We start from the raw sequence: 21947 nt of genomic DNA, 5'->3' as shown, positions 1-21947 counted from the left end.
GGCTAGACGCCCGAGCCGGGCCGCAGGTTTTCCCGCCAACGTGATCCCCGTCACACCCGGACGACGAGTCGTTGTCGGCCGGCGGAGTGCTCGCCCGTCACGCAGCTGCGGGCGCGCGCACCGCAGTTGTCACGGCGACCTGGGCCGCGGACACCCAGCGGGCAGCGGAGTTGGCCGAGGCGCTGCGGATCCTCGGAGCCGGCAAGCCGCGGATGCTCGGCTACGCCGATGCGCGTGTACGGCACTCGGCACCGGGCTGGGTGCGGTTGTGCGATGCGCCGCTCGACGAGGCGGTGCGTCGGTTGGTCGCGCACATCCGGGAATTCCCCCCCGGACGACGTGGTCACCCATGACGCCTACGGCGGGCTGCCCGGTCACCCCGATCACGTGCACACCCATCGGGTGACCGTACTCGCCGCCCAAGCAGCCGGACTTGAGCGGCTGTACCCGGATGACGGTGCCCCCTGGCAGCCGCATGCCCTCTACCTGGCAACGCACCCGCACTCGGCCGTGCCGGCGCTGAGAGACGTGATCGGTGCGCGTAAGGCGGTGTACAGCGTTCCGGATGGACAGGTCACCGCGACTGTTGATGTCGGCCCTTGGATGGAGCAGAAGATCGCTGCCGTACTGGCGCATCGCACCGAGGTGGAGCGGGGAGCCCTGCCGGGGCTGGTCGCCGGTCTTCCGGCGGATGTGCGGGAGCGGTTGTTCGCTACCGAGTGGTTCATCCGCCACGACCCTTTTGCTGCGGCGGGGGTCCAGACGGAGCTGACTGCCTGACTGTGCGGTCCGGTCCATCGACCGGTCCCTGCCCAGGGCCGACTGGGACTGGGGAACAGCGCTGGTCACAACTGCCCCAGGGCAACCAACACTCCCGCGCACGCGTCGGACAACACATGCAACGCGAATGGCTTTTCTCGCTCATCCCGCTGACGATCGGCGTGGTCTTCCTCAGCTTCGGCGTTTACGGACTCCGCCGCGCCAAGGCCCTGCGGCGCACCGGTGTCACCGCACCGGGACGGATCGTCCGCCACGACGTCAGACGAGATGATGACGGTGCCAGGTACCACCATCCGGTCGCCGCCTGGACGACCCCCGACGGCCTCGAGTGCGAGCACTCGTCCAGGTTCGGCCGCGGCTCCATCGGCGGCCGCTTCGGCGTGGGCGCCCTCGTCGTGGTCCGCTACGATCCGGAGAATCCCCGCCGATTCGAAATCCAAGGCTGGGACTCAGCGATAGTCGACCGGACGTTCACCATCTTGGGAGCGCTGCTCACAGCGGCCACGTTGACGGTGTTGCTGGTCCGGCTCCTTACTCTCTGACAGCCGCAGCAGCGGCCGCATGTCCGCAACGAGGGACCCGGACCGCCACCGCCCAGGTCCCTTCGGTGACTGCTACTGCTCGGCCTGGCAGGACGTAACGCCCCCAACTGGAGTACGCACGGGTTCCTGGGCGTGCAGCAGCGGCGTGGTCGGGCGAAGTCAGCAGGCAGGAGACCCGTGTTCGGGGCGTCCCACGTGAGCGTGAGATTCCTGCGATCACTCGCAGATTCTGCGAGTGGCCCTCGCACTCTGCGGGTTCATGGGACGCGTCCTGATCGAGCGCCGCCGTTCCACCGTACGGCGAGTTCCCTGGGAGCGGTGGTCAGGTGGTGAAGGGCGGCGTCTCCTGCGGCGTGAGGTCGTCGCGCAGACGTAGGAAGCGGCCCGGGTGCCACGGCGGAGTCCTGCGTCGATGGCGGTGTCGGCGACGAAATCGACGACCGGGTCTGGCCGGACGGGGCGTACTCCAGTTCGCCGCGGGTTCCCCACCCGGCGCTGAAGTGCCTCCCATGCCAAGGGCGTTCCGGTCCGGCGGGCGCCAGCCGCCGGCCCAGGTCGCGCCGGACCGCGGTGTTCAGCGGAGTGGTGCGGGGCGACCAGACGCAGGACACCGGCATCGTCATAGCGGCTCAGCAGGAGGGTGAGCGGATTCTTCAGGGACCCGGTGACACCGCCGATCACCGCTTCGGACGTGATCTGGGTGCACTGGTGGAGTGTCGGTATTCGAGAGCTGCAGTGTCCGCCCGCAGGCCGAGCAGCCCCGCACCCGACCCGGTCACGTCAGCGGTGACAAGGCGTACAACGGGCGCTGTCTGCGCGAAGACGCCGTATCACGCACACGATCCCGGAGCCGAGGGACTATAGGGCGAACACACGGTCGCCGGCACCTCGCAGGACTCGCCGCCTACCTTGACCCCGAATCCTGGACACGGGTTGTGCGGCTGGTGTGAGCGTAGTTGCTCAGAAACTGCTGGGGTTCACTCGTCGATGACGTAGCCGACGTGCCGACCGCAGAAGTATCCGCGCACGATGTGAGGTTGGTGCTGTCGGCGGTGAAAGAACCGGCGGGTTTCGGAGGCGAGTTCGGTCTGGTTCCTGGCCCGGTGAGTGTGGGGCAGGCTGCGCTTGAGGTCGGCGTCGACGAGCTCGTCTGGGTTCAGGTCGGGTGAGTACGAGGGCAGGAAGTGCAGTTCGACCTGGTCCGACCGGATGCCGACCTGGTCGGCGAACAGCACTACCCCGTTCTCAGCCTTCGCCCGGGCCGGGATCGCCCGCCACGTCTCCTCGCGCCAGATCCGGACCGCCTCCGGATCCTGCTGGATCGCCCGCTTGTCCGGCCGCGGGAACGTCAGCCCCCACCGCATGAGGTACTTGCCCACCCCCGGCTCGGTGAAGCGGACCCTGTACAGCTTGAAGATCGGCTCGCCCACCAGCCTCCGCGTCCACAGCTGACCGGAAAGACCCAGGTCGGAAGGAGCGTGGTCGAGGACGGCCTGTCGAACACCGGCCTGCTCGGCCTCGGACAGGACCTGATGATCACCCGCACGCCGGCCCCGCGGACGGGACAGCAGTGCGTCCCGGCCACCCGCCTGTCACCTCGCCCACCACTTGTCCACGGTCCTGACCGACACTCTGTACAGGGCGGCAACCTCCGACCGGCCCCGGCCCTCCATCAGTGCGGATACCGCCAGCAAACGCACAGCCTCCTGCGCGTCCGGTGACCAGGTCCGCGCATCCTCCACCAGATCACTCGCACACCGTCAACGAGCGTGAAAACAAAGCGCTTCGGATCAATAGAACAGAGCCAGTCAGCTGCATTTGAGGAGGTGGTTGCAGGTGCCTGTGCCGAAGGCTGCGCCTTGGGAGAGACTGATGTCACTATTGAGCACGTAGAATCCACCCGACTTCGCCGGAATCACGATCATTGTTTGGTTTCCCATTTGATCGGACGAGACCACATTGCTCTGCAGGAGGTTGAAGAGGTTGTCAGTGGCGAGGTCCTTGACATGGAGGACGCGATAGACTTGTCCCGGCTTCGAGTCGCTGGGCACCGTCAGGAGTTTTTTCGCCCAATCGCCTGGCGTGGTGGCGATTTCGCTCGGCGATCTTGCATCGAGGTACGTCTTTGCGTCCGACTGGAAGGTGGCGATGTGGATGTGCAGCTGATCCTGTGTGCGTTTGTCTTTCGAGTTGATCCCCAAGCCGGTGGTGGTGGGGCTCCCGTAGGGACTTCTTACGTATCCCCATGCAGCATTCCAGTAGTTCGGATCACGGTGCGTCCAGATGTCGCGGCACTCTATTCCCTTTTTGCGGTCTGTGGGGACCAGTAGCCAACCGCTCGCGCCAGTCGCCCCGCCGTTCATCACGGACCAGTGATTTTGCTTGTCCAACTCTATAAGGGGATTGCATTGGCTGCCGCCAGTCCCCGATCGCCAATGAACGATCTGCCTCCAGAGGTAGAGCCTTTCACCGTCACTTTCCTGGCCGCATTCGGGGGTGACATCCGGCGGGGTGCCGGGCTGGTTTTCCCAGTGGTTCTCGGACATGTGTCGCCTCCGTAAGGTCTGGGCATACGGCCGTAGCCGCCCTTCGGGACTTCCGGATTATCGCGATCTGTGTCAGGTCGTCTGCCGGGAGGGCGGGGTGGTGTCGTGATGACCCTTCACCCTCAGGCCCCTCGAATCTGCCCGAGCGGCAGTCGGTCCCGGCCATTCCTGAGCGAGATCCAATTTTGCTGCGAATCGGGTCATGGAAGGCTCACAACCACCTTGCCACCATCCAACGGGCAAATCATCTGCTATCCATGTGGGCATCTCGCCTTCGCCCATTTGGAGTACCGCATGCCCTCTTCGGCTTGACAAGACCGCGACAGTGGGTGCCGGAAATCAGCCTCGGTGTTTCAGTTGCCGCCTACGGGATGTAGTAGATCGTCAGCCGCTGGGTGGCCTGGGCTCCGTTGGGTGTGGGGCACGACAAGGGCCGGCGCGGTGGTCGTGGTCTCCGAGGTCTTTCGGTCGTGGTGGTAGGGCACGCTCGTGCTCAATCGACCGGACGAGGCAGGAAGGCAAGACGGTGGAAGGCCCTGGCCAGCTGCCGTCGGCCTCAAGGAGGTCGAAGACGATCAGGTAGGCCGGACTGCGTGCGGCGGCCTGGGCGGCACTGGGCCCCCGGCGGCGCGCGGTTCTGGAGTTGGGGGAAGTCCAGTCGGCCGCCGTGCACGACGAGCTCGCCGTCCAGGACGAGGGCCTTGCCCAGAGCGGAAGCCGCCGCCGCGGCGATGTCCGGGAAGGCGAGGGTCAGGGCCCCGGTGTCCTAGCTCAGACACCAGGGGACAAGTAACCCGCCGGTAGGTGTCTGAGGCCCGGATTCGCCGTTGCCGGGCGCCGGGCAGCTCGTTGAGCGGTCTGGGTGAGCGCCTGGAAGGTCGACGGCGAAGGGGCGGGCGTGCGACAGGAGTGGTCGCTGGAAGACGTGGTGGCGTGCTGGACGTTGGTGGAAGGCGACCGGGACTTGGTGGCGAACAAGTCCGGGCCGACCCGGCTGGGCTTCTGTCTGATGCTGAAGGCTGCGCTGCGGCACGTGCGCCGGTACTTCATCACCGTCGACAACCTGCGCGCCGCGGTGAGGAAGTTGGTGAACGCCACCTTCGCCGCCCGTGATGCCGCCTGGTGGGGGCAGGGGACGGCGTGCGCGTCGGACTCGAAGAAGTTCGGGTCCTGGTCTTCGAACTTCATGACTGAGTACCACGCCCGCTATGGCGGCAACGGCGTGATGATCTACTGGCACGTCGAGAAGAAGAACGTCTGCATCTACTCCAAGCTCAAGAGCTGTTCGTCGTCCGAGGTCGCGGCGATGATCGAGGGCCTGCTGCGGCACTGCACCGACGCCGAGATCGAAGCCAACTACGTCGACACCCACGGCGCCAGCGTGGTCGGCTTCGCTCTCACCGAGCTGCTGAACTTCCGGCTGCTGCCCCGTTTGAAGAACATGGGCAGCATCCGCCTGTACCGCCCGGACGACAGCCCGCCCGGCTGGCCGGCCCTCGGCGCCTCTCTCACCCGCCCCATCAAGTGGGACCCGATCGCCCAGCAGTACGACCAGATGGTCAAGTACGCCACCGCGCTCCGGCTGGGCACGGCGGAGGCGGAGCAGGTGCTGCGGCGCTTCACCCGCGGCGGACCCAAGCACCCCACCTACGCCGCTCTGGAAGAGCTCGGCCGCGCCGTGCGCACGATCTTCGCCTGCGACTACCTCGCTAGCCCCGACCTGCGCCGCGAGATCCACGGCGGGCTGCAGGTCGTGGAGAACTGGAACAGCGCCAACACGGTGCTCCACTACGGCAAGGACGGCGCGCTGACCGGGCCGGACAAGGAGCACGCCGAGACCTCGATGCTCGCCCTGCACCTGCTGTGCGGTCCGCACTCGTGCACGTCACACCCTGCTGGTGCAGCAGGTCCTGGCCGAGCCGGCCTGGGCGAAGAAGCTCACCGATGAGGACCGGCGCGGCCTGACTGCACTGTTCTGGTCGAACGTCAACCCGTACGGAACCTTCCGCCTGGACATGGACAAACGAATCGACCTGGGGCTCACGTTGCCCCGGCCCCGAACCCAGGCGGGCGCCGGCGACCGATCGGGCGCGGAGACACGATGAGGGACTTCGCCGACTCACCGGCCCCGGAGGCCGCCTGGTGGGCCCTCGACCTGATGCGCGGCTACGCCGCACGCGCCCCCAACGCGACACATCGAAGGCTCACCTGCTGCCTTCGGCCAATGTGTGTGCGACCAGTGCGTTGGCATGCCCGTGGCCCAGGCCGTGCTCGGCCTTGAGCCAGGCGACGAGTTCCATGTGCTTGGTCAGCGGCGAGGTGCGGATGATGTCCTTCCACTCCGCTATGGGGCGGCCGTACTTCTTTTCGATCGCGGGGAAGTAGCTGACCGGGCCCTTTGCCGGTGTGGTCATGCGGAGGTCTCCTGTCGTGCGGTGATGGGCGTGGTGCGGTTGCTCCGGGCGGCTGAGCAGGGCTGCTCCCGCTCTGCGGGGAGAGTCAGGCGGGCGGTGACGGCGCTGAAGCCGAGCAGGCCGAGACCTGCTCCGGCGGTGAAGGCCGCGACGGTGGTGGCGGAGGCGGCGAATCCGGCGAGGACCCCGACCGGCACGAGGCGGGCGAGCATGGCCCAGCCTGGCTGCCGGCGCGCGGTGAAGTGCCGGGCGAGTACGAGCAACGCGGCGCACAGCGCGAGATAGCCACCCGCGCCGGCCAGCATATGGACGGTGCCGTGTGCGCTCAGCGAGGTGACTCGGCCCACAGGGGCGCCGGCGGGAAACCCGGCCCCCGGGTCGGCGCGGAAGACCCCGGCGAGCAGGAAGGAGGCACCGAACGCGCCGAGCAGGCGGGGCGCCCAGGTGCCGCCGGGACCATCACGTAGCTCCTGGCGTATCGCGATCGCGCCGCCGATGACCAGCAGGCCGGTGAGGAAGAAGACGGTGATCTGGATCCAGCCGAAGGCGCCGAGGCTGAGCTGGCTGAGGGCGTTGCGGGTGAAGTCGAACCCGTCGCGCGTCAGGCCCTGGGCCAGGCCCGCTGCAAGGAAGAGTGGGCCTGCCGTGATGCCGGCAGCCGCCAGGAGCCCGGGCGCCGCGCGGGCCGGGGTCATGCCGCGAGCGGCTGGAGGGAGCGTCTTGGACATGTGGAACCAATCCTTCCTGTCATGGGCAAGGGCGGCGGCCGGATGGGCCCACCCCCCTGAATGAGAAGTGAGCTTGTCTTTTGCAAGCTGACTTTGTCAATGGAATCCTGAGTTAGGATCTGCATCATGGCGACTCGGGAGTACAAGCAGTTCTGTGGCCTGGCCCGCGCGATGGAGCTGGTCGGAGAACGGTGGTCGATGCTGATCGTCCGCGACCTGCTCAGCGGGCCCCGGCGCTACACGGATCTGCGCAAGGGGCTGCCGGCCATCCCCACGAACATCCTGTCGACGCGTCTGAAGCAACTCGAAGAGGCGGGTCTGGCCACCCGGCGTGCGCTGCCGCACCCCGAGCGCGCGGTCGTCTATGAGCTCACCGACTTCGGGCGGGACCTCGAACCGGCGCTCATTGCGCTGGGCCGCTGGGGCGCCCGGACAATGACCGAGCCCCGCCCCGGCGAAGCCATCACCGCCGAAGCGGTGGCCATGTCCTTCCGTACCGCCTTCCGGCCCGCAGCGGCCCAGCACGTCACTGTCGGCTTCGAGGTCCGCATGGGCGAGTTCACCATCCGCCTGCAGATCACCGACGGTGTGCTCGCCGTCGGCATCGGCGAGCATCCTGCACCCGACCTCGTCATCGAGCGCCTGTCCGGCCACCCGGTCCGCGAGCTGATGAGCGGCACCAAAACCCCCGACGAAGCGCTTGCCGACGGCAGCCTGCGGGTGGACGGCGATCCTGCTCTGCTCGCCCGGTTCGCCGCGATGTTCCGCTTCTGAATGCCCATCCGACGACGCTGCGAGGAGACTCGTGCGACCTGGTTCGAGCGCATCGTGACGAGGGGCGGCGTCCGCCTGTCTTGCCGGGACTGGGGCGGCTGCGGGCGGCCCGTCGTCCTCCTGCACGGCCTGGCCGGCCACGCAGGCGAATGGGACACCCTCGCCGGGGCCCTCAGCCCCCGCTACCGGGTTATCGCCGTCGATCAGCGCGGCCACGGCGCCAGCGAGCGCTTCCCGCGCGAAGTGAGCCGTGCCGCGTATGTCGCCGATGTCGTCGCCGTCCTCGACCAGCTCGCCCTGCACCGGCCCGTTCTGGTGGGACAGTCCCTGGGCGGCCACACCGCCATGCTCACCGCTGCCGCACACCCCCACCTCGCGCACGCGCTCGTCCTCGTCGAAGCAGGCCCCGGCGGACCGAACCCGCGCGTGCAGGCCGAGATCGGCGGATGGCTCGATGCCTGGCCGACACCGTTCCCGTCACGGGAGTCCGCTGTCGAGTTCCTCGGCGGTGGCCTGGTCGGCGAGGGCTGGGCTGCCGGGCTGGAGGAGCGCGACGGCTGGTGGCCCTGCTTCGACCGGGAGATCATGGTCGCCTCGCTGGCCGAGATCGCCCAACGCTCCTTCTGGGACGAGTGGGCAAGGATCACGTGCCCGGTCCTGACCGTCCTGGGCCAGTCCGGCATCATCTCTCCGCAGGAGTCCGAGACCATGCTCCGACGGCTACCGGTGGCAACGGCCGCGAGCGTTCCTGGCGCAGGCCACGACGTGCACCTGGAGCGCCCCGCCGTCCTGCGCCACCTGATCCAGGAATTCCTCGAAGAGAACGCCGCGCCTCGCGGGCCCGCGAGGCGTCCTGGCCGAGGCCGGGATCGAGGACCCGGTCGTCTTCGAGGAGGAGGCCGGCACCTTCAGCCGCCTCCACCCGCTTGAGCGCCCGAAATTCGGCGACCTGCTCACGTACGCGCGGCCGGGCGACACGGTGCACATCTCCGAGATGTTCCGCCCCGTACGCGGCACCGGCCACATCCTCGACACGCTCGACGTCCTCCACCGCGACCGCCTCGCGCTACGTATCCACGACGGCGCGTTCTCCGCCATGGACCTCACCGCCCGCCCCCCGCGCACCGGGAGCTGCTGTCCACCGTGAAGTTCATGGTGCAGACCCTCGCCGCCGCCAGGCGAGCTGCAGTGCGACCTCCAGCGCGAGCTCACCTACGACGGGCTGAGGGCCGCCGAGGCCAAAGGCAGCAAGGGCGGCCGCCGCCGGCCGTCACCGCCGAGAAGGCGGACGCCGTACGGACGGCGTACCTGGACGGCCAGTCCATCGCCGCCCTGGCCCGGGAGCACGGGGTCAGCCGCGGCGCCATCCGCACCGCCGTCGCCGACCTCATGCCCGAGCACACCACCGGCCCCGAGGACGTCCCGGCACCGGAGCTGCCCGTCCTCCTCGACATGCCCGGCAAGGTCGCCGACTTCCTCCGCGAAGCCGACCTGCCCGACGACCAGCGCTCGGCCCTCGCCGGCGGGGTGACCGTACGACGCGGCCAGGGCTACACCCTCCGTGTGAACGCCGCCCCGTCCATACACCGCGAGCTCCTCGCTCGCTCCCAACCCCTCGACGGCGCCCAGGCCGTCCCCGCCCAGCGCAAAGCCCGCCGCGAGTACGAGAATCGCGTCAACGCCCTCATCGCGGTCGGCGAGCGAAGTTGAAGCTACTGGCGGGTTACTCATCCCCTGGTGTCTGAGCTGGGACACCGGGGCCACCCCGGCCCACGTCCAGCCTTGCCTGGGCGCCCGGCCCGATGCCTGAGCACCGCGCCGGTACCGGGACGGCCCAGGCGCGGCGGGGACGGGGACTGCCGAGGCTTGGAAGCGCGGCCCCACGCCGCCCCCCCAGCGGCATTTGGCGCCGGCCAGGCAACCAACACCGGCCCCCAGCCTTCTTACACGTCGAACCGGCCCGGAAGACATGGCGAAACGCTCCGCCGAGACATCGCGTAAAGCCTGTCAAGACACGGCAACACGGCGAAACATGTCGCAAGGGCCGAAACGCCTGTCGAGGAGCGTCCGTTGGCACCTGAGTTGTCCCGTCGCAGGTTCGTGATCTACACACTCGCGGCGTCCACGCTGACCGTCGCGGCCCCGCTCGGCTGTGACACCCCGGCCGCGGAGGGCGCCGAGAGCGTCCGGGCGCGGTCGGACGTCCTGGTCACCGGCGCGGACGACGAGATGCTGGTGCTGGAGGTCACCGAGGCCAACAAGGTCGTCGTACGGCTACCGCGGCTCGAGGTCGGACAGGGCGTGACCACGGCGGTCGCCATGATGATCGCCGAGGAGCTGGACGCTCGGCTCGTCGACGTGTCTATCCCGCTCGCCGAGGCACGCAGGAAGGGCAACCAGTACACGGGCGGGTCGAGTTCGGTCAGTTCGCTCTACGGTCCGGCCCGGGAACTGGCCGCCCTGGCGCGGGCCAAGCTGGTGACCGCGGCCGCCCGGCGGTGGCACATTCCCGCACGGTTCCTCCGTACCGAGGGCACCCGCGTGATCGCCCCCGACGGACGGTCGGCCACCTTCGGTTCGCTGACCGCGAGCGCCGCCCGGGTCGGGCGCCCCGCCGTGTCCAGCAAGCCGAAACCGGTGTCGAAACACCGGGTGATCGGCCGCCCGACTCCCCGGATCGACGCCCGGGACATCGTCACCGGGCGGGCCCAGTACGCCGGGGACCTCGCCGTGGCCGGGGCGAAACCGACCGTCGTGGCACGGCCCCCGACGCTCGGCGGCAGGGTCCGGACGCTCGACGACCGGGCGGCCCGCGCGATGCCCGGCGTACGCGCGGTCGTCAAGGTCGCCGGCGGGGTGGCCGTCGTCGCGGACACCTTTCACCACGCCTTCAAGGCCCGGGACGCCCTGAAGATCACCTGGGTGCCCGGCCCGCTCGCCGCGCTCTCCGACGCCGAGATCCGCGCCCGGCTGCAGGCTGCCGTTCCCAGGTTCGGCACCCCGCCGCGCGGCTCGGCGCAGACGGAGGCCAAGTTCGAGTTCGCCTTCGTCAGCCACGCCCCGATGGAGGTGCTGACTGCCGTCGCGGACGTACGCGCGCACAGCGCCGAGCTCTGGTTCGCCTCCCAGTCCCCGATGGACGCCCGCGACTCAATCGCCTCCGCCATCGGCCTGCCCGCGTCGAAGGTACGGGTCCATGTCCTCCGGGCCGGCGGCTCGTTCGGCCGCCGGCTGAACCATGACGCCGCACTCGAAGCCGCCCTCGTCTCGAAGGCGGCGGGCCGGCCGGTCAAGCTGATGTGGAGCCGTGCCGACGACATCCGGCACGGGCGGATGCGCCCGGCAGACCACCACCGGATTCGGGCCAGCCACGCCGGCGGCCGGGTGGTCGCCTTCGCCCACTCCGTGGCCACGGTCAGCGAGACGAACGACGGCCTGAGCGCCGGTGTGCGTCCGGCGGCCTTCGCACGAGCGGCGGGGCCGCTGCCCAGCCACTCCGGCCTCTACAACTTCGGCTCGATCTCCGGGGACTGGGGCTCGGTCGACCTGGCGGTACCGATCGGGCCCTGGCGCTCCGTGAGCTCCGGGACGTCGCGCACCGCCGAGGAGATCGTCGTCGACGAGGTGGCCCGGGCGCTCGGAAAGGACCCGGTCGCCTTCCGTCGAACGACACTGCGCGGCAAGGCCGTTCGCGCCGTGCTCGACAAGGTCGCCGCCGCCGGGGAGTGGGGCCGGGCCCTGCCCGCCGGGCAGGCCCAGGGCGTCGCCGTCCACGAGGAGTACGGCTCCTGCGTGGCCTGTCTCGCCGAGATCGACGCCACCGACCCGAAGAACCCCCGGGTGACCAAGGTGGTGATGGCGGCCGACGTCGGCACGGCCGTGAACCCCAGCGGGCTCGAGGCACAGCTCATGGGCACCGCGGTCGACGGCATCTCCACCGTTCTGCGGGCCGGACTGCACATCGACCGGGGCGCCGTCCGCGAGAGCAGCTACGCCGACTTCCGCTACGCCCGCCAGCGGCACGCCCCGCTCCACTTCGAGGCCCACATCATGCCCTCGCGGCGGGCGCCGGGCGGGGCGGGCGAGCTCGGCGTCCCGGCCGCGGCCGGCGCCGTCGCCAACGCCTACGCCCGGGCGACCGGGTCCAGGCCGCGCCGTTTCCCCCTCGACTTCTGAACCCTCGATTTCTGAGAAGGTGCCGATGCCGTCCTATTCCTTCGTCCTCAACGGCGAGCGGGTCACCGTCGAGGCGCCGGCCGACATGCCGTTGCTGTGGGTGCTGCGCGACCTGCTGAACGTCACCGGGCCCAAGTACGGCTGCGGGGTGGGCGTCTGCCGGGCCTGCACCAGCCACCTCGACGGCGGCGAGATACAGCCCTGTGTCGTGCCGGTCGCCGACTGCGCGGACCGCGAGGTCACCACCATCGAGGGCCTCGCCGACGGCAACCGGTTGCACCCCGTGCAGCAGGCCTGGCTCGACTGCGACGTCGCCCAGTGCGGCTTCTGCCAGCCGGGCCAGATCATGGCCGCGGTGGCCCTCCTGAAACGGACGCCACGGCCCTCCGACGCCGACATCGACGCCATCGAGAACGTCTGCCGCTGCGGCACGTACTTCCGCATCCGCGAGGCGATCAAGAAGGCTTCGGTGAAGTTCCCCCGGTCAGGCCCATGACCGAATCCGTAGTAGAAGTCCGACGCTTCCCAGCGCTTCCCAGCGCTTCGCAGAAGACCTGCACCCAGGCCTGTTCGACAGACCGGCACCGTCATGGGCCCGCAGGCGGGGCGAGACCGTCGAGCTGGTTGATGAAGCGCAGGGCCTGCTACTCGCCGGGACAGTGGCTGGTCTACCGGTATAGGGCGCGGGCCTGCTCGTAGAGCTGCTTGGCGGTGTTCAGGTCCGCGCGGTCCTGAACCCGCAGTTGACGAGGGTCTGGTGGCGCCCGATCGCCATGTCGGAACGGACCTGGAAGTCGGGTCGGCCGAGTTCGTCCATGACCTGTTTGCAGCTCTGCTAGACGACCTGTTTGTAGCTCTGCTCGACCCAGTGTCGCAGCCCGTAGATCCGCTCGATCTCGGCGAGGGTGGTGGGCGGGCAGGGCGATTCGGTGACGCGTGGGGAGCCCGGGCGGGGCAGGTCGGTGGCCGGATACCAGGTTGCCTTCGCCGGCAGGGTGGCCGGGTGGGCGGTGGCCACCGCCAGGCGGACGTTCCCGTCCGGGCCCCACCGGCCCAGCCGTGCCTCGGCGGCCCGCCAAGTGGCGGTGTGCCCATCGCGGCACGTGCGCTCGATGCGGGCCCAGTCCCCGGGACGTTCGGCATCCTGCGAGGCGAGGCGAGGCCAGGCCAGGAGGCGGGCGGCGTCGACGGGAGTGTGGGCGTCGGAGCCGTAGGCCCAGGTGCCGTGCCGCCCGGTTTGGCCTTCGCCGTCAGGCAGCCTGGTGCTGGAAGGTGCGGCGATAGGCCGTGGGTGTGACGCCGAGGGCGTCACGGAATCGGGCGCGCATGTTGGCGCCGCTGCCGAGGCCGCACCGGACTGCGATCTGTTCCACCTGGAGGTCGGTGGTCTCCAGGAGTTCTCGCGCGCGGTTGCTGCGGGCGGTCAGGAGCCATTGGCGGGGGCTGACGCCGGTTTCCTGGCGCCATAGGCGGGTCAGGGTGCGTGGGGAGACGCCGGCATGGCCGGCGAGGTGGGGGATGGTGAGGTCTTCTTCGAGGTGGAGCAGGGCCCATTCACGGGTGTTGGCGAGCGTGGTGGCCTGGGGGGTGGGGAGGCTCCTGTTGATGTATTGAGCTTGCCCGCCGTCACGGTGTGGGGCGGCGACGATGTCCCTGGCGATGTCGTTCGCGACGGCTGCGCCGAGATCTTTGCGGACCAGGTGCAGACACAGGTCGATGCCGGCCGTAAATCCCGCGGAGGTCAGGATGGTGTCGTTGTCGATGTAGAGGACGTTGCGGTCGACGCGCAGCCGGGGGTAGAGCTCTTCGAGGTCATCCGCGCTGGCCCAATGGGTGGTGACGGTGCGGCCGTCGAGCAGTCCGGCCGAGGCGACGGCGAAGGCGCCGGTGCAGATGGAAGCGATGCGTATCCCGGCGCGGCCGGCGAGCTTGAGAGCGGCCCTCACCCGTGGGCGCGGAGGGCGCCGGAAGTCCTCGAAGCCCGGGACGATGATCGTGTCCGCTTCGGCGAGCGCCTCCAGACCAGCGGTCAGTCCGAGGGTGAAACCGGCGCTCGTGGTCACGGTCTCCTCGGTGTCGCCGCACACGGTGAGCTCGTAGGGGGTGTTCGGACGGGCGTTGAAGATCTGCGTGGGGATGCCCAGATCCATGGGCAGCACGCCGTCGACCGCCAGGACCATGACCCGGTGCTTGTTCATGGCCGCAATATTACGTCCGGCACCAATGTCGCAGGGAGTCCAGGGAGCCGCCATGCCCCGCCACAGGGGCTGTTCCCGAGGTAAATCTCCTGATCAAGCCGCTGATCGTGTGACCGGAAAGCAATGGCTCACCCGCACCAGTTCTGGCCCAAAAGATGCGCATGCTGGCAGATGAGCCGTGGCCCGGAAGGCAGGTTCCGGAGCAGGATCGAAGAGCGAGCGCGGGGCAGCCGACTCCACACCCCGGTGGAGCGGTCCGAGAGCCCCGGCCGTGGACGAGGAGCCGGCAATGACTTCGCAGCATGTGGTGGGCCGCTTCTTCGACGTGCAGGGCGGCCAGGTGTACGCCCACGTCCGCGAGGGTGACGGCCCGGCGCTGATCTTCCTGCACTACTGGGGAGGCTCACGGCGCACCTGGATCCCGGTGCTGCAGCGTCTGGATCCCGGGCAGGGCTTCGTGGCCTACGACCAGCGTGGATGGGGTGGCTCCACGAGCGTGCCGGGACCGTATGACCTGGAGCAGCTCGCGGACGACGCGCAGCGCGTCGTCGACGCGCTCGGATACTCCCGCTATGTGCTGGTCGGACACTCCATGGGCGGCAAGGTGGCCCAGATCCTGGCCGCACGCAAGCCCGCCGGTCTGAGGGGAGTCGTCCTCGTGGCGCCCGCGCCGCCCGCGCCGATCGGGGTGACCGAGCAGGTGCAGGAGACGGTTTCCCACGCCTACGACAACGAGGAGGCGGTTCTTCAGAGCATCGACCTGATGCTGACCCGCGGCGGGCTGACTCCCGAGCTGCGCCGGCAGGTGGTCGAGGACAGTCTGCGCGGCGGCGACGAGGCCCGTCTCGAGTGGCCGCGCCGTGGCCTGGTCCAGGACGTGTCGGCCGGAGTCTCAGCCATCGAGGTGCCGGTGCTGGTTCTCGCGGGCAGCCACGACAAGGTCGACCCGCCGACCGTGCTCGCCGACCACCTGCTGCCGCTGATCCCGACCGCCACGCTGACCGTCCTGAAGGACACCGGCCACCTCTCGCCCCTTGAGGTGCCTGACCAGGTGGCCGCGCACATCGGCGCGTTCGTCGCCCAGCTGTAAGCGCAGCACTCCAGCCGCACATCCCCCGTGTGGCGATCGGCTGTCACTCCATGTCCCGTGCAGCCGCACCCCCCATACCCGGCACGCGTGAGCGTTCCGCCCGGCCACCGTGCCGATCTGCCCCGGACCGGGGCCCAGAGAAGGAGACACATCATGACCACCGCCGCAGACCTGTCCGTCTTCGAGCAGCTCGACCTCCCCGACACGAGCCTCACCCGGGACACATTCGCCTTTGCGGCACAGGCCACGCCTGCCTTCATTCACGATCACTGCGTCCGCAGCTACGTCTTCGCCCGCGCCCATGCCCAGAACCAGGGTCTGCGCGCCGGTACCGACTACGACGACGAACTGCTGTTCGTCAGCTGTGTCCTGCACGACTTGGGACTGAGCGAGGAGGGCAGCAACGGCGACCAGCGTTTCGAGGTCGACGGCGCCGACATCGCAGCGGCATTCCTCCGCGAGCGCGGAGTCGAGGAAGAGCGTATCGCCGTCGCCTGGGACGCCATCGCTCTGCACACCTCGGAAGGCATCGCCTCGCGGAAGGGCACGGAGGTGGCGCTGGCCCACTTGGGTATCGCCACCGACATCCTCGGAATCCAGCGTGAGAGCCTTCCGGCCGGCCTCGCCGACGAAGTGCACGCCCTGCTGCCGCGTCAGGACCTGGCCCACGGGTTCAGCGACCTCATCATCACCCAGGCCGTGGCCAAGCCCCACAAGGCGTCCCCGACGAACTTCATCGGCGACCTGCTGCGCCGCCACCTGCCCTACGGCGCCTATCCCAACTGGTACGACCTGATCGACGCGGCCGGCTGGGGCGACAAGCCGGTCGGCGTCACCGCCCGGCGCCGTGCCGAGACACCCCAGCAGGTGGGGACCTTGTTCATGGAGTACCTGGAGGCCGGTGACGTCGAGGGCTTGGTGTCGCTCTACGAGCCGAACGCCCACTTCGTCCCCACTCCCGGAACCCACCTGGTGGGCACGGACGCCATCCGCGAGGCCATGCGGCAGATGGTCGACAGCGGTGCCCGCCTCAAGCTCGAACAGCGCGAGATCCGACAGGTCGACGACATCGCCCTGGTGTCGAACAACGCCATCCTCACCGGGATCGGACCGGAGCCGGTGGTCTCCACCACCACCGAGATCCTCCGACGCCAGCCGGACGGCGGCTGGGTTCACGCCGTGGACGACCCGTTCTTCAGCTGATCGCGTCGGGCGGCCTGGGCACCGAAGCACAGGCCGCCCGCCCCTCCCAGGGCTCAGCGGGCATCTGATCAATGGTCAGGATGCTGTGCGGGATGCCCTGTCTGTTGCGGGCCGACCGCGTCCCCGCCTCATCGCCCGGCGGCCCAGCCCCCATGCCTGTTGAGGAGTTCCTCAATGTCTGCGACCGAGGTCATTGCCGTTTCCCGTGTTCGGTCGGCACGCCGTCCATGCCTATCTGCTGCTGGGCAGGCAACCGATCGTCGTCGACGCCGGAACACCCAGCAGCGGCCGGCTCATTCACGACCAGGTCGCCGCCCACGGCGTGGGCCCCAAGGACGTTCGCCTGATCGTCGTCACCCATGGACACCTCCCCGCCTCGGCTCCGCTGCGGAACTCGGCCGACTCACCGACGCACCGATCGCCTGCCATATCGCCGACCTCGGCATCTACCAGGCGGGCCGGGGCAGTGAGCCGTACCTGCCCATCGGCCTGTTCGGGCGGCACTTCGCTCGCACCTCGAGGGTGCGCGAAACCGCCGAGCCGCTCGAACCGGACGGGCTCATCCGTGGCGAGACCCACCTGTCGGACTTCGGTGTCGAGGCCCGCATCTTGCCCACTCCGGGCCGCACCGCCGGGCTTCGTTTTGCGCCCTGCCGATACGAGGTTCTCGACGGTAGTACCGAAACATGGCACGACAGCGTCCGTATCCCAGTGATCTGTCCGATGCCCGCTGGGAGTTGACAGAGCTCGCCCTGACCGCCTGGCGGGCCGAACGCAGGGGGTAACGGCCTGGATATCGGGCGCCCGCCCCAGCATGACCTGCGCCGGATCATGGGCGCCATGCTGTATGTCGACCGGACCGGGATCCCGTGGCGCTACCTGCCGCACGACTTCGCGCTGTGGGAGACCGTCTACGGGTACTTCGCCGCGTGGCAGAAGAACGGCATCTTCGACCAACTCATCTGCATCCTGCGTCAGTTGGTACGCCCGGCCGAAGGCCGGAACGGCGAACCGAGCGCCTGCGTGCTCGACGCCCAGAGTGTCAAGACCTCCGCGAACGTGCCGGCCGCAGGGCAGGGCATCGACGCGGGGAGAAGGGGGTACTGCTTCGCCGCCTCGACCCCGGGTGCCGGCGCCCTGTGGCCCCTATGCGACCCGGACACGCCCGACCTGGACGAGGACGACGACGGCAGCGAGGATCCGTGAACCTCACCGATCTTCATCCATGCCGCTCAGGGCCGGGCGCGGATTCCCTCATAGAGGAGGTCGAGCACCCGGCTCACCTGATCGCGGTCCTGGAGCACAGGCGCGACCATGGCGATACCGCTGAGGGACACCACCACATCGTCAGGTTCGACCTCGGGACGTGTGACCCCCGCCGCCGAGGTTGCGGCCAGCAGCGTGCCGACGGCTTCATCGACCCGCCCGCGGCTCTGCGCGAACGGGTCCCTGCCCGCGGCCACGACGGCTCCGATCGCCTCCGTCAGTCCGATCTTGGTGGCCCAGTAGTCGACGAAGCGGTCCATCCAGATCCGCAGGGCGTCCTGGGGCGGTGCCTGCTCCAGCAGTTCCGCGGCCGCGGCGCACACGGCGTCCAGTTCCGAGCGGTAAGCCGCCTCGATGAGGTCTTCGCGTGCCGGGAAGTGGCGGTAGACGGTGCCGACACCGACGCCGGCCTGCTTGGCGATCTCGGTGAAGGGGGCGTCGGGACCTCGCTCGACGAACAGGCGCAGTGCCGCCTCGAGGATGCGGGCGCGATTGCGCTGCCCGTCCGCGCGCGGTCTGCGCTGCGTCGTCTCGGTTCTGGTCACAGTCACCCCTAGAAAGCGGAATCCATTCCACTTGCATGGTACGCCCGGGGTGGGGACCTTGAGCCCAGGCCCGGGGGCGAACGGCCGGGGGTCGGCCCCAGGGGTGCGGGGTCGTTTCGTACCTACCCGGGCTTTGCGTCGCGGCCCGTCGGTGCCCTACTTGCATCCGGAACGCATTCCGGTTAGATTGCTCTTACCGGAACGGATTCCGGATAGCGATTCGCCCCCGCGTCGATAGCCCGCAGGCGCCCCCATGGCTGTTCGCCGTGGTGCGCCGGCTGTCCACCGAAGCGGAGCCGGACCCCTAGAACAACCCTCTGACGCCCGACAGGCCAGGCTGAACCAACAGCCCTCCGGCGCGGGCACCACTCCACTGTGAAGGACTGAACGCAATGAGCACAGAAGACCTCTCATTCCCCGAAGACGAGAAGGTCCTGGTCACCGGCGGCAGCGGATTCGTCGGCGCCCACACGGTCGTCCGCCTGCTGCGCGAGGGGCATCGCATCCGAGTGGCAGTCCGGGGTCCCGCACAGGAGGCGCAGGTGCTGGCGGCACTCCGGCAGGCCGGGGTCGATCGGGCGGACCTGCTGGAGTTCGCGGTCGCGGACCTCAGCGCCGACGACGGCTGGGCGCAGGCCATGGACGGGATCGCGCACGTCCTGCACCACGCGTCGCCCTTCCCGCCCACTCCTCCCGAGACGGAGGACGAGGTCATCCTCCCCGCCCGCGACGGCGCGCTGCGGGTGATCGCCGCCGCCCGCAGCGCCGGGATCCCCCGGGTCGTGATGACGTCCTCCTTCGCCGCGGTCGGATACACCCTGACGCCCGACGACCACTACACGGAGGAGAACTGGACCGATCCGAACACCCCCGGACTGCCCGCCTACCACAAGTCGAAGGTGCTGGCCGAGGCGGCGGCGTGGGACTACGTCAAGACCAACGGGGGCATCGAGCTGGCGGTCGTCAACCCCACCGGCATCTTCGGCCCCCAACTCGTGGACCGGCCCTCAGGATCCATCGGACTGATCAAGGCCCTCATGGCCGGCGAGATGCCCGTCGTGCCGGTCTGGAACTTTGGCGTCGTCGACGTGCGTGACGTCGTGGACCTGCATCTGCGCGCGATGCTGCACCCGGCGGCGGCGGGCGAGCGATTCCTCGCCAACAGCGGATCGTCGAGCCTGTTCAAGATCGCGAACATCCTTCGCGAGCAATTCCCCGCCGCGGCCGACCGGCTGCCCGCGACGGAACTGACCATCGATCAGGTACGCGAGGCCGCGAAGACCGAGCCCGCGCTGAAGGACGCCGCCGTCCTGGGGGGCAGGATCCCCGAAATCAGCCACGAGAAGGCCAGTTCCATCCTTGGCTGGGAGCCCCTGGACGTCAGGGACACCATCGTGGCAACCGCGGAGGCCCTGATCGAGCTGGGCGCGGTCACCCTGCCGGAGTAGGGCAGCCTCACGTCGTGACCGACGACCAGTCCGGTCGTCAACCGTGAAGGAGCGAACAGGCCGCTGTGGTCGGGGCAATATGGAAGGCGCGAACCTGAACCACGCAAACCTGAACGGCGTGTCGCTGATCGAAACCACCTTGCGTGGGGCGCAGTTGCGCGACGCCATTCTGCGCGGCTCGACCTTGTACCAGGCGGACCTGACCGGCGCAGACCTCCGCGGCGCGGACCTCCGTAACTTGCCCGGCCATGCAACCCGAGTTGACGTGCCAATGCTCTTGCGTGCGCGGCTGGATCGCACCACCAAGCTGCCTGCCGAGTGGGCGAAGGATCCACGGGTGAGGACAGCCCTGGAAAAGCAGGGTGAGGCTGAAACGCACAGGCATTCAGGGCTCGGCTGACGAGGGCATCTGCGAACTCCCCTGCAGGTCAGGCGTAGTGGGTGCCTCAATCGGCACGATCACTCCGGAGTCGTGTGCGCGGATTCGAATCCCGTCGGGGGTACGTCGCCTCAACCAGCATGATCACGCGGTGGACCAGCATAGATGCCTAACGCGAAGAGTGGGATCCAGTCTCACTGGGTCCCGCACTTTCTCATTGTTGCGCGCTGATCGCGTGTGAGTGGCGTGTGAGCCAACAGACGATGCGTGCACGCTGCTCGTCGGCGGCCCCGCCGCCGACCATGCTTTTGAGCGCCGCCCCGGGAACCGAACCAGCTGGCCGGCGCCGACAGCGGTTTCAGCTACCAGCCGCCCGCCGCCTCTGTCTGTCAGACGGCTCCGTCTCCCACTGACGCGATCCCCAATCAGCCGGCCTGGCCCCGCCACTCCGCTTCCCTTACGTAGCAGCCTGAATATTCGTTGGAGGCCATGGCCTTGGGCATGTCATTGCGCCAAAAAAAGATGTCCTCCCGACTTGCTCCGCCGCGGATTTCATCAACGGCTTTCTTCGAAATAAGCAGGCAGAAATTCTTGATCAGTGGGCTGTGATTCCCTGATCGGCTCAACTGAAGCGATGCCTCGTACCGGCCGGGCTGGAAGCTCCAGCCGTCGGCCTGGAACAAGAAAATCGGCTGCTGAGGTTTGTCCTGACTGACAAGGAATGGGGCGGGATCACCAGACCATTTGTACGAGAGCCATTCGGTAGCGAGGTTAAAATTCCATGTGCCGACCTCTTTCCAGTAGAAAACCGGCCTTTTCGAAGAGGAAATCGAGCCGACGGGGGTCAGTTGGAAACGTGCGTCACGGATGAGCTCGACATCCTGGGTCTTGACTTTGGTGGACACTGTCGGCTGAAGATAGAAATGGGTGTCCTTGCCTGCCAGCCCAATGCGCATGAGATGAGGAAGTGTCAGATCGATTTTGGGTGTCTTTTGAAGTTCAGCGAAGTTGTACAGTGAAAGGGCTAGGGCGACTACACCGGCGGCTGTAGCAGCCCATTTGTGCACGGCGTCGAAACGACTCCTCCGGGACGTCGTCGTCGCGTCACTGCTGTCGACCATGCTCTTACCTTGGCCAAGATCACAGCCCTCAACCCGTTGGACTGCTCCGTATGGCCAGCAAAATCAACACCAGCCAGTGAGTTCACTCGTCCTGCGACGAGGTACCTGCTGCCAGCCGACGTCGCTTCCCGGCCGGGCAGGCCCGGGACGGCGGCGATGGAGACCAGGGCGATCAGTGCCGCCACCGAGCAGACGGGCCCGTATTCCGTGTGCAATGCCAGCCAGGCCCCGAGCGGCAGGCCCACCAGCGACGGCACACCGGCCATCACGCCGATCAGGGCCAGCCCCTCCCCGCGGAGTTCGGGCGGGATCAGCGACGCCGTCAGCGCCCCACCCGCCACCAGGGTGAACGCGAAGCCGAGCCCCCGGACAAGGCACACCGCCACGATGCACGGCATACTCTGCGACACGGTCAGGGCCAGTGCCGGAGCACCCAGCAACAACAACCCCGCCCCCAGCATCACGCGAAAGCCACAGCGTGCGGCCAGCCATGGGGCTGTCAGCTCGCCGGCCACCGTGGCCAGCATCAGCGCACCGGTGACCAGGCCCGCCTTGTCGCTGCCCCCGCCGGGTGCGCTCTGCGCGTACGCAGGGACGACCGACAGCAGCAGATAGAAGCTCGCCGAGGAGCCGACGACCGTAACAATGCGCAACAGCAGCGGGCGGGTCGCCGGACGCGACCGCGCCTCGGTATCGCGGTCTTCCGGACCGGCGGATGAGGCCATGGGGTGAAACCT

The 21947-nt window shown here is 68.7% G+C and carries 24 protein-coding genes and 3 pseudogenes; 17 read left to right on the top strand and 10 right to left on the bottom strand.

Annotated elements, in window-relative coordinates; all coding sequences use genetic code 11:
* Window positions 1-71 precede the first annotated feature (71 nt).
* The 3 genes and pseudogenes from GTY58_RS02875 to GTY58_RS39390 form a co-directional block, all read left to right on the top strand.
* Window positions 72-780, top strand: a pseudogene (locus GTY58_RS02875) (PIG-L family deacetylase).
* Between the two features lie 116 nt (window positions 781-896).
* The gene (locus GTY58_RS02870) at window positions 897-1322 is read left to right on the top strand and encodes a DUF3592 domain-containing protein (protein ID WP_010981965.1); all 426 of its coding nucleotides are present in this window, start codon (window positions 897-899) and stop codon (window positions 1320-1322) included.
* A gap of 746 nt (window positions 1323-2068) precedes the next feature.
* A pseudogene (locus GTY58_RS39390) lies at window positions 2069-2193 on the top strand (IS5/IS1182 family transposase); the annotation flags it as partial.
* A 106-nt stretch (window positions 2194-2299) separates the two neighbouring features.
* Here the strand turns inward: GTY58_RS39390 and GTY58_RS40275 are convergent.
* The 3 genes from GTY58_RS40275 to GTY58_RS02860 all read right to left on the bottom strand — a co-directional run bounded on the left by GTY58_RS40275 (window position 2300) and on the right by GTY58_RS02860 (window position 3868).
* Window positions 2300-2770 (bottom strand): winged helix-turn-helix domain-containing protein, encoded by a 471-nt coding sequence (locus GTY58_RS40275; RefSeq protein ID WP_255253767.1) that lies wholly within the window; start codon window positions 2768-2770, stop codon window positions 2300-2302.
* Window positions 2771-2914: 144 nt separating this feature from the next.
* Window positions 2915-2995 (bottom strand): hypothetical protein, encoded by an 81-nt coding sequence (locus tag GTY58_RS40270; RefSeq protein WP_237529069.1) that lies wholly within the window; start codon window positions 2993-2995, stop codon window positions 2915-2917.
* A 135-nt stretch (window positions 2996-3130) separates the two neighbouring features.
* On the bottom strand, window positions 3131-3868 hold the full coding sequence (locus GTY58_RS02860; RefSeq protein WP_010981963.1) for a CDP-diacylglycerol diphosphatase: 738 nt from the start codon (window positions 3866-3868) through the stop codon (window positions 3131-3133).
* A gap of 862 nt (window positions 3869-4730) precedes the next feature.
* On the opposite strand from GTY58_RS02860, the gene GTY58_RS02855 reads away from it, so the two are divergent.
* Window positions 4731-5816, top strand: a complete 1086-nt coding sequence (locus GTY58_RS02855) for a Tn3 family transposase (protein WP_010981962.1) — start codon at window positions 4731-4733, stop codon at window positions 5814-5816.
* Window positions 5767-5973, top strand: a complete 207-nt coding sequence (locus tag GTY58_RS39385) for a hypothetical protein (RefSeq protein ID WP_197586443.1) — start codon at window positions 5767-5769, stop codon at window positions 5971-5973. The genes GTY58_RS02855 and GTY58_RS39385 overlap by 50 nt, the downstream gene beginning before the upstream one ends.
* A 99-nt stretch (window positions 5974-6072) precedes the next feature.
* Here the strand turns inward: GTY58_RS39385 and GTY58_RS02850 are convergent, their stop codons facing one another.
* A complete protein-coding gene (locus GTY58_RS02850; protein ID WP_010981961.1) occupies window positions 6073-6282 on the bottom strand; it encodes a DUF4287 domain-containing protein in 210 nt (69 codons plus the stop codon).
* Complete coding sequence (locus tag GTY58_RS02845) at window positions 6279-7010, bottom strand: DUF998 domain-containing protein (RefSeq protein ID WP_010981960.1); 732 nt, start codon at window positions 7008-7010, stop codon at window positions 6279-6281. Before GTY58_RS02845 ends, GTY58_RS02850 begins: the two co-directional genes overlap by 4 nt.
* 126 nt (window positions 7011-7136) lie before the next feature.
* Here GTY58_RS02845 and GTY58_RS02840 point away from each other — a divergent pair, with 126 nt between their 5' ends.
* From GTY58_RS02840 to GTY58_RS02820, 6 genes are all read left to right on the top strand, one after another.
* Entirely contained in the window at window positions 7137-7784 is a 648-nt protein-coding gene (locus GTY58_RS02840; protein WP_010981959.1) for a winged helix-turn-helix transcriptional regulator, read from the top strand.
* Window positions 7785-8714: an alpha/beta hydrolase gene (locus GTY58_RS02835; RefSeq protein WP_078936734.1), complete on the top strand. Its 930-nt coding sequence runs from the start codon at window positions 7785-7787 to the stop codon at window positions 8712-8714.
* A complete protein-coding gene (locus GTY58_RS41520; protein WP_338059016.1) occupies window positions 8638-8931 on the top strand; it encodes a recombinase family protein in 294 nt (97 codons plus the stop codon). The genes GTY58_RS02835 and GTY58_RS41520 overlap by 77 nt, the downstream gene beginning before the upstream one ends.
* A 5-nt stretch (window positions 8932-8936) precedes the next feature.
* Window positions 8937-9494: a resolvase gene (locus tag GTY58_RS02830; protein WP_237528709.1), complete on the top strand. Its 558-nt coding sequence runs from the start codon at window positions 8937-8939 to the stop codon at window positions 9492-9494.
* A 360-nt stretch (window positions 9495-9854) separates the two neighbouring features.
* On the top strand, window positions 9855-11960 hold the full coding sequence (locus GTY58_RS02825; protein ID WP_237528708.1) for a molybdopterin cofactor-binding domain-containing protein: 2106 nt from the start codon (window positions 9855-9857) through the stop codon (window positions 11958-11960).
* A gap of 25 nt (window positions 11961-11985) precedes the next feature.
* The gene (locus GTY58_RS02820) at window positions 11986-12456 is read left to right on the top strand and encodes a (2Fe-2S)-binding protein (RefSeq protein WP_037651831.1); all 471 of its coding nucleotides are present in this window, start codon (window positions 11986-11988) and stop codon (window positions 12454-12456) included.
* 339 nt (window positions 12457-12795) lie between these two features.
* Here GTY58_RS02820 and GTY58_RS39380 read toward each other — a convergent pair whose 3' ends face one another.
* Window positions 12796-12978 (bottom strand): hypothetical protein, encoded by a 183-nt coding sequence (locus tag GTY58_RS39380; RefSeq protein WP_052082433.1) that lies wholly within the window; start codon window positions 12976-12978, stop codon window positions 12796-12798.
* Window positions 12979-13210: 232 nt separating this feature from the next.
* Window positions 13211-14158 carry a helix-turn-helix domain-containing protein gene (locus GTY58_RS02810; protein ID WP_037651832.1) on the bottom strand — a complete coding sequence of 316 codons (948 nt, stop codon included), beginning with the start codon at window positions 14156-14158 and terminating at the stop codon, window positions 13211-13213.
* Window positions 14159-14447: 289 nt separating this feature from the next.
* On the opposite strand from GTY58_RS02810, the gene GTY58_RS02805 reads away from it, so the two are divergent.
* The 4 genes and pseudogenes from GTY58_RS02805 to GTY58_RS02790 form a co-directional block, all read left to right on the top strand.
* On the top strand, window positions 14448-15248 hold the full coding sequence (locus GTY58_RS02805) for an alpha/beta hydrolase (RefSeq protein ID WP_010981951.1): 801 nt from the start codon (window positions 14448-14450) through the stop codon (window positions 15246-15248).
* A 153-nt stretch (window positions 15249-15401) separates the two neighbouring features.
* Window positions 15402-16451, top strand: a complete 1050-nt coding sequence (locus GTY58_RS02800) for a nuclear transport factor 2 family protein (RefSeq protein ID WP_010981950.1) — start codon at window positions 15402-15404, stop codon at window positions 16449-16451.
* 205 nt (window positions 16452-16656) lie between these two features.
* A complete protein-coding gene (locus GTY58_RS02795) occupies window positions 16657-17166 on the top strand; it encodes an MBL fold metallo-hydrolase (protein ID WP_242432287.1) in 510 nt (169 codons plus the stop codon).
* Window positions 17138-17549 (top strand): annotated as a pseudogene (locus GTY58_RS02790) (transposase); the annotation flags it as partial. The gene GTY58_RS02795 and the pseudogene GTY58_RS02790, both read left to right, overlap by 29 nt.
* 134 nt (window positions 17550-17683) lie before the next feature.
* Here GTY58_RS02790 and GTY58_RS02785 read toward each other — a convergent pair.
* On the bottom strand, window positions 17684-18262 hold the full coding sequence (locus GTY58_RS02785) for a TetR/AcrR family transcriptional regulator (protein ID WP_107083216.1): 579 nt from the start codon (window positions 18260-18262) through the stop codon (window positions 17684-17686).
* Between the two features lie 392 nt (window positions 18263-18654).
* Between GTY58_RS02785 and GTY58_RS02780 the strand changes: the two genes are divergently transcribed.
* Together GTY58_RS02780 and GTY58_RS02775 are read left to right on the top strand one after the other, a co-directional pair.
* A complete protein-coding gene (locus GTY58_RS02780; protein WP_010981946.1) occupies window positions 18655-19710 on the top strand; it encodes an aldehyde reductase in 1056 nt (351 codons plus the stop codon).
* Between the two features lie 79 nt (window positions 19711-19789).
* Window positions 19790-20110, top strand: a complete 321-nt coding sequence (locus tag GTY58_RS02775) for a pentapeptide repeat-containing protein (RefSeq protein ID WP_052082434.1) — start codon at window positions 19790-19792, stop codon at window positions 20108-20110.
* Window positions 20111-20514: 404 nt separating this feature from the next.
* Here GTY58_RS02775 and GTY58_RS02770 read toward each other — a convergent pair whose 3' ends face one another.
* Window positions 20515-21156, bottom strand: a complete 642-nt coding sequence (locus GTY58_RS02770; protein ID WP_242432286.1) for a DUF5017 domain-containing protein — start codon at window positions 21154-21156, stop codon at window positions 20515-20517.
* Window positions 21123-21935 (bottom strand): MFS transporter, encoded by an 813-nt coding sequence (locus GTY58_RS02765; protein WP_052082435.1) that lies wholly within the window; start codon window positions 21933-21935, stop codon window positions 21123-21125. The genes GTY58_RS02770 and GTY58_RS02765 overlap by 34 nt, the downstream gene beginning before the upstream one ends.
* Window positions 21936-21947: the final 12 nt, after the last annotated feature.

This window comes from Streptomyces sp. SID5469 (genome assembly GCF_009862865.1).
GTDB classification, from domain to species: domain Bacteria; phylum Actinomycetota; class Actinomycetes; order Streptomycetales; family Streptomycetaceae; genus Streptomyces; species Streptomyces avermitilis.
Note: the sequence above shows the minus strand (reverse complement) of the source record. Positions and strands in the feature narration are given on the sequence as shown.